11 protein-coding genes are annotated in these 13544 nt (G+C 64.4%); 10 read left to right on the top strand and 1 reads right to left on the bottom strand.

Annotation, left to right across the window (positions count from 1 at the left end; all coding sequences use genetic code 11):
* Positions 1 to 45: 45 nt before the first annotated feature.
* From PVV54_RS19790 to PVV54_RS19750, 9 genes are all read left to right on the top strand, one after another.
* A complete protein-coding gene (locus tag PVV54_RS19790) occupies positions 46 to 1683 on the top strand; it encodes an ABC transporter substrate-binding protein (RefSeq protein ID WP_274906866.1) in 1638 nt (545 codons plus the stop codon).
* A 32-nt stretch (positions 1684 to 1715) separates the two neighbouring features.
* Positions 1716 to 2672: an ABC transporter permease gene (locus PVV54_RS19785; RefSeq protein ID WP_274906865.1), complete on the top strand. Its 957-nt coding sequence runs from the start codon at positions 1716 to 1718 to the stop codon at positions 2670 to 2672.
* Positions 2669 to 3544 carry an ABC transporter permease gene (locus tag PVV54_RS19780; protein WP_274906864.1) on the top strand — a complete coding sequence of 292 codons (876 nt, stop codon included), beginning with the start codon at positions 2669 to 2671 and terminating at the stop codon, positions 3542 to 3544. The genes PVV54_RS19785 and PVV54_RS19780 overlap by 4 nt, the downstream gene beginning before the upstream one ends.
* A gap of 1 nt (position 3545) precedes the next feature.
* On the top strand, positions 3546 to 5387 hold the full coding sequence (locus PVV54_RS19775; protein ID WP_274906863.1) for an ABC transporter ATP-binding protein: 1842 nt from the start codon (positions 3546 to 3548) through the stop codon (positions 5385 to 5387).
* Positions 5384 to 5692, top strand: a complete 309-nt coding sequence (locus tag PVV54_RS19770) for a (2Fe-2S)-binding protein (RefSeq protein ID WP_274906862.1) — start codon at positions 5384 to 5386, stop codon at positions 5690 to 5692. Before PVV54_RS19775 ends, PVV54_RS19770 begins: the two co-directional genes overlap by 4 nt.
* A complete protein-coding gene (locus PVV54_RS19765) occupies positions 5674 to 7050 on the top strand; it encodes an FAD/NAD(P)-dependent oxidoreductase (RefSeq protein WP_274906861.1) in 1377 nt (458 codons plus the stop codon). The genes PVV54_RS19770 and PVV54_RS19765 overlap by 19 nt, the downstream gene beginning before the upstream one ends.
* Positions 7047 to 8231, top strand: coding sequence for an NAD(P)/FAD-dependent oxidoreductase (locus PVV54_RS19760; RefSeq protein ID WP_274906860.1), 1185 nt, complete (start codon positions 7047 to 7049; stop codon positions 8229 to 8231). Before PVV54_RS19765 ends, PVV54_RS19760 begins: the two co-directional genes overlap by 4 nt.
* Positions 8228 to 9385, top strand: coding sequence for an acetylornithine deacetylase (argE, locus tag PVV54_RS19755; RefSeq protein ID WP_274906859.1), 1158 nt, complete (start codon positions 8228 to 8230; stop codon positions 9383 to 9385). Before PVV54_RS19760 ends, argE begins: the two co-directional genes overlap by 4 nt.
* A gap of 114 nt (positions 9386 to 9499) precedes the next feature.
* Positions 9500 to 10957: an NAD-dependent succinate-semialdehyde dehydrogenase gene (locus PVV54_RS19750; protein WP_274906858.1), complete on the top strand. Its 1458-nt coding sequence runs from the start codon at positions 9500 to 9502 to the stop codon at positions 10955 to 10957.
* Positions 10958 to 11012: 55 nt separating this feature from the next.
* Here PVV54_RS19750 and PVV54_RS19745 read toward each other — a convergent pair whose 3' ends face one another.
* Positions 11013 to 11939: a 2-hydroxyacid dehydrogenase gene (locus tag PVV54_RS19745; RefSeq protein ID WP_274906857.1), complete on the bottom strand. Its 927-nt coding sequence runs from the start codon at positions 11937 to 11939 to the stop codon at positions 11013 to 11015.
* A gap of 285 nt (positions 11940 to 12224) precedes the next feature.
* On the opposite strand from PVV54_RS19745, the gene gabT reads away from it, so the two are divergent.
* A complete protein-coding gene (gene gabT, locus PVV54_RS19740) occupies positions 12225 to 13523 on the top strand; it encodes a 4-aminobutyrate--2-oxoglutarate transaminase (protein ID WP_274906856.1) in 1299 nt (432 codons plus the stop codon).
* The last annotated feature ends 21 nt before the right edge of the window (positions 13524 to 13544 follow it).

The following is a 13544-nucleotide window of genomic DNA, read 5'->3' as shown; positions in this document are numbered from 1 at the left end:
ACCAGCGCAACTCGGACAATTTCATTTTCGACAGGTAGAACCGATATGGCAGACAAAAAAGTCGAACCGCAACTGATCTCGGGCGAAGAAAGCCTGCGCGTGTTCGAAGGGCTCAATCGTGGCATGTCGCGCCGCGATGCATTGCGCATGCTGGGTGTTGCAGGGGTTGCTGCGGCCAGTGCCGGCAGCCTGTTCGGGATGGCGGGCAAGGTGTTTGCCGACGAATCGGCAACCCCGGCCAAGGGCAAGCCAGGCGGGCGTATTCGCGTTGCCGGCATGTCCAGCTCCACCGCCGACACCCTTGACCCGGCCAAAGGTGCGCTGTCCACCGACTACGTACGCCATTTCATGCTCTACAACGGCCTGACCCGGTTCGACCGCCACCTGGTGCCGCAACTGGAACTGGCCGAGCGCATCGACAACACCGATGCCACGGTGTGGACCATCACCCTGCGCAAGGACGTTACCTTCCACAACGGCAAGGCCCTCAGTGCCGAAGACGTGGTGTTTTCGCTCACCCGCCACAAAGACCCGGCTACCGGCTCCAAGGTCATGCCGCTGATGGCGCAGGTCAGTGACATCAAGGCCACCGGCCCGCTGGAAGTGCAGATCACCCTCAGCGCACCGAATGCCGAGCTGCCGTCGATTCTGGCTGTGTCGCACCTGCTGATCGTGCCGGCCGGCACCACAGACTTCAACGCGGGTATCGGCACCGGGCCATTCAAGGTCAAGGAATTCAAACCGGGCGTGCGTTCGATCAGCGTGCGCAACCCGAACTACTGGAAGCCGGGGCTGCCGTACCTGGACGAGATCGAGTTCATCGCCATCCCGGATGAACCGTCGCGGGTCAACGCGCTGCTGTCCGGTGACGTGCACCTGATCAACGAGGTCAACCCGCGCTCTACCCAGCGCATTGCCGCCAGCGCCGGGCACCGCGTGGTCGACGCGCCATCGGGCAACTACACCGACCTGATCATCCGCCAGGACCAGATGCCCGGGCAGAACCGCGATTTCACCGAAGCCATGAAGTACCTGCTGGACCGCGAACAGGTCAAATCCGCCGTGTTCCGTGGCTACGCCGTGGTCGGCAACGACCACCCGATCGCCCCTGGCTCGCGTTACCACAATGCCGACCTGCCACAACGCGCCTACGACCCCGAAAAAGCCAAATTCCTGCTGAAGAAGGCCGGCATGGAAAACATCAAGATGCCGCTGGTGTGCTCGCCGGCCGCCACCGGCTCGGCAGATATCGCGGTGCTGTTGCAGCAGTCGGCCAAGGCGGCAGGCCTGAACCTGAACGTCAACCGCCTGCCCAGCGACGGCTATTGGTCCAACCACTGGATGAAGCACCCGTTGAGCTTCGGCAACATCAACCCGCGCCCCAACGCCGATGTGATCTTCTCGCAGTTCTTCCAGTCCAGCGCACCGTGGAACGAATCCGGTTGGAAGAACGACCAGTTCGACCAGCTGCTGATGCTGGCGCGTGGCGAAACTGACGATGCCAAGCGCGGCAAGATGTACGCCGACATGCAAACCCTGGTCAGCGAAAACTGTGGCATCGGCATCCCGGTGTTCATCAGCAACATCGACGGCGTCGACCAACGCATCAAGGGCTACAGCAGCAACCCGCTGGGTGGCTTCATGGGTTACATGTTCAGCGAGCAGGTATGGCTGGACGCGTGATTGCAGTGCAGTACTGATGCGGGGGCAAGACCATGAATAGCAACACACTTTGGCTGATCGGCAGGCGCCTTGGCGCTGCCGTCGTGACCTTGTTGATCGTGTCGGTGGTGGTGTTTGCCATCACGGCGGTACTTCCCGGTGACGCGGCCCAGCAGGCGCTGGGCCAGTTCGCCACGCCGGAGCAGGTGGCAGCGCTGCGCCTGAAAATGGGCCTGGATCAGCCGGGTGTGGTGCGCTACCTGCACTGGTTGACCAGCCTGCTGGGTGGTGACCTTGGTATGTCGGTGTCCAGCGCCATGCCGGTCAGCGAGCTGATGGCCGGGCGCGTGCCCAACACCTTGATGCTGGCGGCCGTCACCGCGCTGGTGTCGGTACCGCTGGCGCTGGTGCTGGGCATCGGTTCGGCAATGGGGCGCGGCGGGCGTGTGGACAGTGCCCTGAGCTTCATCACCCTGGCCCTGGTGGCGGTGCCGGAGTTTCTGGTGGCGACGCTGGCGGTGCTGGTGTTTGCGGTCAACCTGGGTTGGCTTTCGGCGCTGTCGTACGCCAGCGAAGTCAACTCACCCTGGCAGTTCATGCGTACCTACGCACTGCCGGTGATGACCCTGTGCTTCGTGATCGTGGCGCAGATGGCACGCATGACCCGCGCCGCAGTGATCGACCAGCTCGACAGCCCCTATGTGGAAATGGCCAGGCTCAAAGGTGTGGGCCCGGTGCGCATCGTGCTGCGCCATGCGCTGCCCAACGCCATCGGCCCGATCGCCAACGCCATTGCCCTTAGCCTTTCGTACCTGCTGGGCGGTGTGGTGATCGTCGAGACCATCTTCAACTACCCCGGCATCGCCAGCTTGATGGTCGACGCTGTCACCAACCGTGACATGGCGCTGGTGCAGGCCTGCACCATGTTGTTCTGCACCGCTTACCTGGGGTTGGTGCTGGTTGCCGACCTGTGCGCGATTCTTTCCAACCCGAGGCTGCGAAACCAATGAACGATCTCAGTGTGAAATCGCTACCGGTCACGCCCGCACGCTCGGCAGGCAAACGCGCTTCGGCGTCTACCTGGCTCGGTTGGCTGGGCGGTGCAATGTGCTTGCTGTGGCTGCTGGTGGCGCTGTTCGGGCCTTGGCTGGCGCCGCACCCGGTGGGGGAGGTGGTGTCCGACAACATCTTCGACGCCATTGGCCTGGCGCACCCGTTCGGCACCGATTACCTGGGCCGCGACATGTTCAGCCGGGTGCTGGTGGGTGCGCGCTTCACCGTCGGCCTGGCGCTGGTGTCGGCGTTGCTGGCCAGTGGCCTGGGGTGCCTGTGCGCGCTGCTGTCGGTGGTCGCCCCCAAGTGGCTGGATGAAACCATCAGCCGCCTGATGGATGCGCTGATCTCGATCCCCAGCAAGATGCTGGCGCTGATCATGGTGTCGGCGTTCGGCTCTTCGGTCACCTTGCTGATCTGCACGGCGGTGCTCAGCTTTACCCCGGGGGCGTTTCGCATTTCGCGCAGCCTGGCGGTGAACATCGAAGCGCTCGAATACGTGCAAGTGGCGCGCACCCGTGGCGAAGGGCGCCTGTATGTGGCCTGCATGGAAATCCTGCCCAACATGCTCAACCCGGTACTCACCGACCTGGGCCTGCGTTTTGGCTTTATCGTGCTGCTGCTCAGCGGCATGAGCTTCCTGGGCCTGGGCGTACAACCGCCCGACGCCGACCTGGGTTCGCTGGTACGGGAAAACATCGGTGGCCTGAGCCAGGGTGCGGCGGCGCTGGTGATCCCGGCGCTCGCCATTGGCTCGCTGACCATTGGTGTGAACCTGTTCATCGACCGTATTTCGCTACGGCGCAACCGCTGCTCGGGGGGTAACTGAGATGGCTGATTTGATTCGGGTCGAAGACCTGCGCGTGGTGGCCGAGGGCGAAAGCGGTGATATCGAGATCGTCAAGGGCGTGAGTTTTACACTGGCCAAAGGTGAAGTGCTGGCGCTGATCGGCGAATCGGGTTCGGGCAAGACCACCATCGCCCTGGCGCTGCTGGGCTATGCCCGCAAAGGCTGCCGCCTGGCCGGTGGCGTGGTGCAAGTGGGCGAGCACGACATGCTCGGTTTGAGCGAGCAGGCCCTGCAAGGTTTGCGCGGGCACCGCGTGGCCTATGTGGCGCAAAGTGCTGCCGCAGCGTTCAACCCGGCCAAAAAACTCATCGACCAAGTGATCGAAGGTGCGCTGATCCATGGCCTGGGTTCGCGTAGCGAGCTGCAGGCCAAGGCCATCGGCCTGTTCCGCGACCTGGCGCTGCCCAACCCGCAGAGCATTGGCCAGCGCTACCCGCATCAGGTGTCTGGCGGGCAACTGCAGCGGATCATGGCGGCCATGGCGCTGATCAGCGACCCGCTGCTGGTGGTGCTGGACGAACCTACCACCGCCCTGGACGTGACCACCCAGATCGACGTACTGCGCGCATTCAAACGGGTGGTACACGAGCGTGGCGCGACGGCGGTGTACGTGTCCCACGACCTGGCCGTGGTTGCACAAATGGCCGACCAGATCGTGGTACTCAACGGCGGCAAGGTGGTTGAGCACAGCAGCACCCGGGCCTTGCTCAATGGCCCGTCTCAGGACTACACCCGCAGCCTGCTGGCCGCGGCGCGCCCGGATGCCAACCAAGCCCCCAGCAGCGAGGTGGCCCAGGATGACGTGTTGCTGTCGATAAACGGCATGAGTGCTGGTTACGGCAAGAAAAACCTCAACGGCCTGCCGATGATCCGCGTGCTGGAAGACATCGACCTGACCGTGTGCCGTGGCCAGGCCATTGGTGTGATCGGCGAGTCGGGTTCGGGCAAGTCGACCCTGGCTCGGGTGGTGGCCGGCCTGTTGACGCCCGCGCGTGGCAGCCTGAACTTTGCCGGTGCCACATTGCCAGGCAGCCTGGCCGAACGCAGCGCCGACCAGTTCCGGCGCATCCAGATGGTGTTCCAGAACGCCGACACGGCGCTCAACCCCATGCACAGCATCCACACCATCTTGTCTCGCCCGCTGAAAATGTACTTTGGCCTCAAAGGGGCAGCACTGGACCAGCGCGTCGATGAACTGCTCGACCTGGTGCGCTTGCCGCGCAACATCGCCAAGCGCCGCCCCAGTGGCCTTTCCGGTGGCCAGAAGCAACGTATCAACCTGGCCCGAGCACTGGCCGCCAAGCCGGACCTGATCCTGTGCGATGAAGTAACCTCGGCGCTGGACACCGTGGTGGGTGCCGCCATCCTCGAACTGTTGGGCGACCTGCGCCGCGAACTGGGGGTGTCGTACCTGTTCATCAGCCACGACATCTCCACCGTGCGGGCGCTGTGCGACGACATCGTGGTGATGTACAGCGGCCACAAGGTTCAGCAAGGCAGCCGCGAGGCCTTCAGTGCCGCGCCGCTGCACCCCTACACCAACTTGCTGGTGCATTCGGTGCCCGAACTGCGCCAGGGCTGGCTGGAGCATTGCGGCATTACTTGCGGCGAACTGCCCGCCATCAGCCCGGTAGAAAATGCCAGCGAGCTGTGCAGCTTCCTGAACCGCTGCCCGCAGCGCATCGATGGCCTGTGCAACAAGACAGCCCCCAGCCGGCGCACGCTGGCTGATGGCAGCGAAATTCTGTGCCACCGCGACGCTGCCGAACTGGGCGGGGCACGTACGCAACCGGAGAATATGGGCGTGAGGGCGTTGGCATGAAAGCGCGTTTTGCGAGGTTGGGCGAGCGCGAGCGCGCCACGGTAAGGCTGCTGGTCGATGGCGCGCCCATCGAGGCACTGCAGGGCGACACGTTGATGGTCGCGTTGTTGACGCAAGGTGCATCGTTGCGCGAGTCGGAGTTCGATTCCGGCCGCCGCGCCGGGTTCTGCCTGATGGGCGCCTGCCAGGATTGCTGGGTCTGGACCCGCAACGGCGAGCGGCTGCGCGCCTGCTCCAACGAAGTGCGCGAAGGGCTGGATATCGTTACCCAACAACCGGAGGCAATATGGCCACTGCGCGGGTAGTCATCGTCGGCGCCGGGCCAGCCGGCACGCGCTGTGCGCAAACCTTGCTGGAGGCCGGCATCAAACCGGTGGTAGTCGACGAGAACCGCCGTGACGGCGGGCAGATCTACCGCCGTCAGCCCGAAGGTTTCACACGCGATTACAGCGCCTTGTACGGCACTGAAGCCGACAAGGCAAAAGCCTTGCATCAGTGTTTCGACCAACTGAGCGGGCTCATCGATTACCGCCCCGACACACTGGTGTGGAACCTCACCCCGGGGCAATTGCACTGCGTCAGCCAAGGGCAACACTCGGTGGTCGAGTATGACGCGTTGATCCTGTGCACCGGCGCCACCGACCGGCTGATGCCGCTGCTCGGCTGGCACCTGCCGGGCACCTATAGCCTGGGCGGGGCGCAGATCGCGCTCAAGGCGCAGTCGGTGTCTATTGGCCACAACGTGGTGTTCATGGGCAGCGGGCCACTGCTTTACCTTGTCGCCAGTCAGTACCTCAAGGCCGGGGCGCAGGTGGCGGCGGTGCTCGATACCTCACCGCTGATCAACCGCATCAAGGCCTTGCCCAAGTTGCTGGCCCGGCCCGCGGTGCTGTTTGAAGGCATGAAGCTGCTGGCGCGGTTGTACCGGGCCAAGGTAGCGGTGCGCCTGGGCGTACAGCCGCTGGAAATCCAGGGCGATGGCCAGCAGGGGGTGCGTGGGGTGCGCTTCAAGGGTGCTGATGGGCAGGTGCAGCAAATTGACTGCGATGCCCTGGCCCTAGGCTATCACTTGCGCCCGGAAACCCAGCTGGCCGACCTGGCCGGTTGCCGCATGCAGTTTGACGCGGTATCCGGGCAGTGGCTGCTGGCGGTCGACGACGACGGCCGGACTTCGGTCGAAGGTGTTTATGCCGCGGGCGACGGTGCTCGCGTACGAGGTGCCGATGCGGCTGAGCAGGCCGGCCGGTTGGCGGCGTTGGCGGTGCTGCAGGATTTGCAGCAACCCGTGCAAGGCGTTGCCCAGCAGGCGTGCCGGCAGTCGCTGGCGGTGATGGAGCAGTTTCGCGTGGGCCTGTGCGAGGCATTCCCGTGGCCTGCCGAACAGGCCAAGGCGTTGCCCGACGAGGCGATTGTTTGCCGCTGCGAAATGATCAGCGCCGGTGAACTGCGTGCCGTGGTGCGCGAGAAGGGCGCCTGCGAAGTGAACCGCGCCAAGGCCTTCAGCCGCGTTGGCATGGGCCGCTGCCAGGGCCGTTATTGCTCCCAGGCCGGTGCCCAGGTGATTGCCGCCGAGGCCGGCGTACCGGTAGAGGCCGTGGGCCGCCAGCGCGGTCAGGCACCGGTCAAACCCCTGTCGATGCACAAAAGCGAGGTGGCTTCATGACGGCGCACAGAAGCGATGTGCTGATTGTGGGCGGTGGTTTCATGGGCGCTGCGTCTGCATTTTTCCTGCGCCAGCGTGGGCGCTCGGTGACGTTGCTGGAGCGCGACCAGATTGGTCAGTACGCCAGTGGTGTGAACTTTGGCAACGTGCGGCGTCAAGGGCGCGCGCTGTGCCAGCTGGATTTGGCCAACCGCTCCTGGGCCTTGTGGAAACGCCTGCCCGAGCTGATTGGCGAAGACCTGGAATTTTTGCCCAGTGGCCATATGCGGGTGTGCTACGACGAAGCGCATGTCGACGAGTTGCGCGCCTACGCCGCCGCACCCGAAGCGCGCGCCCTGGACCTGGAAGTGATCACCGGCAAGGCCTTGCACGAGCGCTTCCCGTTCCTGGGGCCGGAGGTGAAGGCCGGCTCTTACGCGCCCCACGATGGCCATGCCAACCCACGCCTGGCCGCCCCGGCGTTTGCCCGTGCGGCGGTGCGGGCCGGGGCGCGAGTCGAGGAGCGCACTGAAGTGCGCGATGTGCAGAAAGTGGGCGGCGAGTTTCATGTCACCACCACCGACGGCCAGGTATTCATCGCCGGGCAGTTGTTGATTACCGCCGGTGCCTGGGGCTCGAAGCTGTCCGAACAGTTTGGCGAACCGGTGCCGCTGGAAACCCACGGCCCGCAGATGGCGGTCACCGAGCCTGTGCCCTATGCGCTGCCGACGGTGATCGGCGTGTACACCAAAATCCCGGAAGAGGTGATTTACTTCCGCCAGATCGCCCGCGGCAATATCGTGATCGGCGGCGGTTACCGCAGCCGCCCCGACATGCTCACCCGGCGCGTGCAGGTGGAGCCGCGCAGCACGATCAACCAGATCGAACAAATGCAACGCTTGCTGCCGGGTGCCGTGAACCTGAACATCATCCGCGTGTGGAGCGGCATCGAAAGCTACACACCCGACTCGCTGCCAGTGATCAGCGCCAGCAGCAAGGTAGATGGCCTTTTCTATGCCTTTGGCTTCTGTGGGCACGGCTTCCAGCTGGGCCCCGGGGTAGGGGACGTGATGGCCGAGTGGATGAGCACCGGGCACACCAGCACCCATGTGGCGCCGTTCGATGTGCGCCGGTTTGCACCACCCACGGCGTTGCAAACCGGTGAGCCTGCAGCCCTTCAGATTGTGAGTAATGCCCGATGAACCCGCGTGTACTGGATATTCTCAAGCGGCTGGTGGCGTTCGACACCGTGTCCAGCGAATCCAACCTTGCCTTGATCGATTACGTGCGTGATCTGCTGGCCAGCCATGGTATCGAGTCGCTGATCGTCAAGGACGAAAGCGGCCGCAAGGCCAACCTGTTCGCCAGCACCGGCCCTCGCGAGGTACCCGGTGTGGTGTTGTCGGGCCACACCGACGTGGTGCCCGCTGCCGGCCAGGCCTGGACGTTGCCGGCATTCGAGGCCACGGTCCGCGACGGGCGCGTCTATGGCCGTGGCACCTGCGACATGAAGGGCTTTATCGCACTGGCCATCGACACCCTGATCGAGGCGGCGCGGCAACCTTTGAGCCGCCCCTTGCAACTGGCGCTGTCGCACGATGAGGAAATCGGCTGCGTGGGCGTAAGGCGCTTGCTGGATGTGCTCGACCTGGCCCCGTTGCGCCCGTTCCTGTGTGTGGTCGGTGAGCCCACGCAGATGCAGTTTGCGGTAGGCCACAAGGGTAAGAGTTCGTACCACGTCTGCTGCCACGGGCAGGAGGCACATTCCTCGCTGGCACCGCAGGCAGTCAACGCCATCCACCTGGCCAGCGACTTCATGACGGTGCTGCGCCAGAGCCAGCAGCGCATCCAGCAGCAGGGCGCCCGGGACGATGGCTACGATGTGCCCTACAGCACCGTGCACATCGGCCGCATTGATGGCGGCAAGGCGCTGAACATCGTGCCCAACCGCTGCACGCTGGAATTCGAGTTCCGCAACTTGCCCGCCGACAACCCCGAGCTGTTGCTCGGTGAGTTGCGCGAGCGCGCCGAGGCGCTGGTGCGTGAGGCGAAGCAGGTGTCGGCAGCTGCTGCCATCGACATCGAGCTGATGAACGAGTACCCGGGGCTGGATACCCACCCCAGCGTCGAGGCGGTGCGCCTGCTGCACAGTTTTGCGGCGCCGGATACCCAACATATCAAGGTGTCGTTCGGCACTGAAGGCGGTTTGTTCGCCAACCGGCTGGATGTACCGGTGGTGGTGTGCGGGCCAGGTTCGATCGAGCAGGCGCACAAGCCGGATGAGTTCATCACGCTCAGCCAACTGGAGGCCGGTGATCAGTTTCTGCAGCGGCTGCTGGCCTCGCTCAAGCAGTAGAGCCTGCCGTGCGGTGGCAAATTTCAGCATCTGCCGCTGCTGCCACCGCGCTTTCAGCATCCTCTTCCAGGGCACCTGCATAGACTGGCAAGTGTCTCGGAACAGGACTCGATCATGCTCAAAGCCCAACTGAAAGACCCCAGCCTGCTGGTGGAACATGCCTACGTCGACGGCCAATGGATCAGCGCCGATGAGGGTGCCACGCTGGCGGTGCTGGACCCGGCCACCGGCGAATGCCTGGCCCATGTGCCAGCGCTACAGGCAGCCGAAACCCAACGTGCCATCGAGGCCGCTGAACGGGCCTGGCCGGCCTGGCGGGCGGTGCCGGCGGCAGAGCGTGCGCAGCGGCTGGAGCGCTGGTACCACGCCATGCTCGACAACCTCGACGACCTGGCGCTGATCATGACCCGCGAGCAGGGCAAGCCGCTGCACGAAGCCAAAGGCGAAGTGCGCTATGGCGCCAGCTTCGTCAAATGGTTTGCCGAGGAAGCCCGCCGCGCCTATGGCCAGACCTTGCCCGCACCCAGTGATGACCGCCGGGTGATGACCATCAAGCAACCGGTGGGCGTGTGCGCCGCGATCACCCCCTGGAACTTCCCCAACGCCATGATCACCCGCAAGTGCGCGCCGGCGCTGGCGGCAGGTTGCCCGATCATCGTCAAACCCTCCGACCTCACGCCGCTGTCGGCGCTAGCGCTGGCGGTGCTGGCCGAGCGGGTCGGCATCCCGGCGGGGGTGTTCAACGTGGTCACCGGCATGCCGACGGGCATTGGCCAGGCGCTGACCGAAAGCCCTGCGGTGCGCAAGATTTCGTTCACCGGCTCCACGGCGGTCGGCCGCCTGCTGATGCGCCAGAGCGCCGAGCACATCAAGCGCCTGAGCCTTGAACTGGGGGGCAATGCACCTTTCATCGTGTTCGATGATGCAGACCTTGAGCAGGCCGTGGCGGGGGTGATGCAAAGCAAGTTCCGCAACGCAGGGCAAACCTGCGTGTGCGCCAACCGCATTCTGGTGCAAAACGGCATCTATCCACGTTTTGCCCAGCGGTTGGTGGAGGAGGTGGCCAAGCTCAAGGTTGGCAATGGCCTGCAGGACGGGGTGACCATCGGCCCGTTGATCAACGCGGCGGCGGTGGACAAGGTTGCCCGCCACATCGACGATGCCTTGAGCAAAGGCGCCACGCTTTTGTGCGGTGGCAGCGTGCAGGCCGACCAGCAGTTCGTGCAGCCAACCGTGCTGGGTGATGCCCACGCCGGCATGCTGCTGGCCAATGAAGAAACCTTTGGCCCGGTCGCGCCGTTGATGCGCTTCAACGACGAAGCCGAGGCGCTGGCCATGGCCAATGCCACGCCCTATGGCCTGGGCGCCTATTACTTCACCCAGAACCTCAGCCGCGCCTGGCGTTTTGGCGAGGCACTGGAGTTCGGCATGGTCGGCTTGAACACGGGCATCATTTCCATGGAAGTGGCGCCGTTCGGGGGGATCAAGCAATCAGGGCTGGGGCGCGAAGGTTCCAGCCTGGGGCTGGACGAGTACCTGGAGGTCAAGGCGTTTCACGTGGGTGGCCTCTGAAGGCCACCGTGCAGGCGACGCCGGGCGAGCATGCCCGGGCGTTGCCCATTGAAGCTCAATAGCCTTGGCTGCGGTCGACCAGGCCCTGCATGGCTTCACCACGTTCGAAGCGCCGGATGTTCTCCAGCAGGTTGGGGAAGGCGCTTTCGGGCTGGGTCATGGCGGCGATGTGTGGGGTCAGCAGAATGTTCGGGTGCTTCCAGAACGGGTGTTGCGGGCTGGCCGGCTCTTGTTGCAGCACATCCAGCACGGCGGCGCTTAGCTGGCCGCTGTCCAGCGCACTTAGCAGGTCCTGTTCCACCAAGTGGCCGCCACGGCCCATGTTGATCAGCGCCGCGCCCGGGGGCAGGTGCTCGAACAACTCGTGGTTGAGAATGCCCGTGGTGTGTTCGGTCAGGGGCAGGGCGCACAGCAGGATGTCGCACTGGGCCAGGAACGCGGGCAATTGCGCGGTGCCGGCGTGGCAGGTGACACCCTCTATCTGGTGCTGGCTGCGGGCCCAGCCCGACAGGGCGAAGCCGAAGGGCTTGAGGCTCGACAGAATATGCTGCGCCTGGCGCCCCAACCCCATCACCCCGATACGCCGATTGGCCGCGGGCACCAGTCGGTGAGCCTGCCATTGCCCCTGCAACTGCTGCTGACGATAACGCAGCATGTCACGGTGCAGCGCCATGACCGCAAAGCAGGCGTACTCGCTCATGCCTTGGCTGATGCCAGGGTCCAGCAGGCGTACCACGGGCAGCGAAGCCGGGATGCGGCTCAGGTCTAGTTGGTCGACGCCGGCCGAGAGGGCGAACAACACCTTGAGGTTGGGCAGGGTCTGTTCGAGGTCATCCGGTGCCAACCAGGCAGCGAGGTACTCGATGTCTTCGGGGTTACCGATGTCGGGCCAGATACGAAAATCGATGCCTGGCGCGTGCTCGGCAAACAGCGCTTTCCAGTGTTCGCCGCGCACGGGGTCGGCTTTGTAGAGCAGGGCCATGTACAGCTCCTGAGACGTTTGAGAGTGGCCTTCATCATGCCTGAGCCACGTAGCACGATCTGTCGAAAGCGCCCTGGCAAGCGGCTTGCGGCCTCTGCAATCGCGGGGCTGCCAGCAGATTCGGCGGTGCGTTGGGGGGCTGATGGATTCTGCCGTTTGCAGGGGTGAAAACAGTCGATCCGGGTTTCTCGGCAGGCAAGTTCGGCTAAGTCGGCTTCGGCGAGCCTTTAACCTGATTGCATCGCAGCCACCTGCCGATTGCTCGGCACCTCAATGGAAAATGCCATGAACAGTAAAGTAGACGAAGCCCCTCACCTGTTGCATCAACGTGACCAGTACGTGCCCCGCGGTATCGTTACCGCCCACCCGGTGGTGATCGACCGGGCTCAGGGCTCGGAGCTGTGGGACGTGGATGGCCGGCGTTACCTGGACTTTGTGGGCGGTATCGGCGTGCTCAACATCGGCCACAACCACCCCGCTGTGGTCGCCGCCGTGCAGGCGCAACTGGCGCGGATTTCCCACGCGTGTTTCCAGGTGGTGGCGTACCAGCCCTACATCGAACTGGCCAAGCGGCTGTCGACCCTGATTGGCGGTGAGCAGGCGCACAAGGCGGTGTTCTTCACCTCAGGCGCCGAAGCCGTGGAAAACGCCATCAAGATTGCCCGCGCCCACACCCAGCGTTCGGCGGTGATCGCGTTTCGCGGTGGCTTCCACGGGCGCACGTTGCTGGGCACGACCCTGACCGGCATGAGCCAGCCTTACAAGCAGAACTTCGGGCCATTCGCACCCGAGGTATTCCACACGCCCTATCCTGATGCCTACCGTGGGGTGAGCACCGAGATGGCGTTGGCGGCGCTGCATGAATTGTTCGCCACCCAGGTTGCAGCAGAGCGGGTGGCGGCAATCATCATCGAACCGGTGCAGGGCGATGGTGGCTTCCTGGCTGCGCCCGTCGAGTTCATGCAGGCCTTGCGCGCACTCACCGAGCAGCATGGCATCGTGCTGATTTGCGACGAGATCCAGACCGGCTTTGGCCGTACCGGCAAAATGTTCGGCTTCCAGCATTCCGGCATACAGCCCGACCTGGTCACCGTGGCCAAGAGCCTTGCCGGTGGCCTGCCCATTTCGGGCGTGGTGGGGCGCGCGCAGATCATGGATGCACCGTTGCCGGGCGGCCTGGGCGGCACCTATGGCGGCAACGCCCTGGCGTGCGCCGCTGCCTTGGCGGTAATCGACACCTATGCCCGCGACGGGCTGGTGGAACGTGGCCAGCAACTGGGCGAACGCTTGCGTGACGGCCTGCTGGCGTTGCAGGCGCGTTACCGGCAGATCGGCGATGTGCGGGCCACCGGTTTCATGGTCGCCATGGAACTGGTCAAGGACGATGCCCAGGCCAGCCCTGATGCAGACCTCACCCAACGCATCATCGACCAGGCGCGCGCCGGCGGCTTGCTGGTGATCAAGTGCGGCGTACACCGCAACGTAGTGCGGTTCCTGGCACCTTTGGTGACAAGCGAAGCGCAGGTTGATGAAGCCTTGAGCATTCTCGACACAGCGTTGGCATGCGTCTTGATCGAAAAATGAACCGCGTGCCCCGAGCCGTGC

Source organism: Pseudomonas sp. PSKL.D1 (assembly GCF_028898945.1).
Lineage (GTDB): Bacteria > Pseudomonadota > Gammaproteobacteria > Pseudomonadales > Pseudomonadaceae > Aquipseudomonas.
This window is presented reverse-complemented; position numbering and strand designations above follow the sequence as displayed.

Bases quoted from the DNA above. Each gene is read 5' to 3' on its own strand.
- PVV54_RS19765 (WP_274906861.1), top strand. From the start codon at position 5,674: ATGGCCACTGCGCGGGTAGTCATCGTCGGCGCCGGGCCAGCCGGCACG.
- PVV54_RS19780 (WP_274906864.1), top strand. From the start codon at position 2,669: ATGAACGATCTCAGTGTGAAATCGCTACCGGTCACGCCCGCACGCTCG.
- PVV54_RS19750 (WP_274906858.1), top strand. From the start codon at position 9,500: ATGCTCAAAGCCCAACTGAAAGACCCCAGCCTGCTGGTGGAACATGCC.
- PVV54_RS19745 (WP_274906857.1), bottom strand. From the start codon at position 11,939: ATGGCCCTGCTCTACAAAGCCGACCCCGTGCGCGGCGAACACTGGAAA.
- PVV54_RS19770 (WP_274906862.1), top strand. From the start codon at position 5,384: ATGAAAGCGCGTTTTGCGAGGTTGGGCGAGCGCGAGCGCGCCACGGTA.
- argE (WP_274906859.1), top strand. From the start codon at position 8,228: ATGAACCCGCGTGTACTGGATATTCTCAAGCGGCTGGTGGCGTTCGAC.
- PVV54_RS19790 (WP_274906866.1), top strand. From the start codon at position 46: ATGGCAGACAAAAAAGTCGAACCGCAACTGATCTCGGGCGAAGAAAGC.
- PVV54_RS19785 (WP_274906865.1), top strand. From the start codon at position 1,716: ATGAATAGCAACACACTTTGGCTGATCGGCAGGCGCCTTGGCGCTGCC.
- PVV54_RS19760 (WP_274906860.1), top strand. From the start codon at position 7,047: ATGACGGCGCACAGAAGCGATGTGCTGATTGTGGGCGGTGGTTTCATG.
- gabT (WP_274906856.1), top strand. From the start codon at position 12,225: ATGAACAGTAAAGTAGACGAAGCCCCTCACCTGTTGCATCAACGTGAC.
- PVV54_RS19775 (WP_274906863.1), top strand. From the start codon at position 3,546: ATGGCTGATTTGATTCGGGTCGAAGACCTGCGCGTGGTGGCCGAGGGC.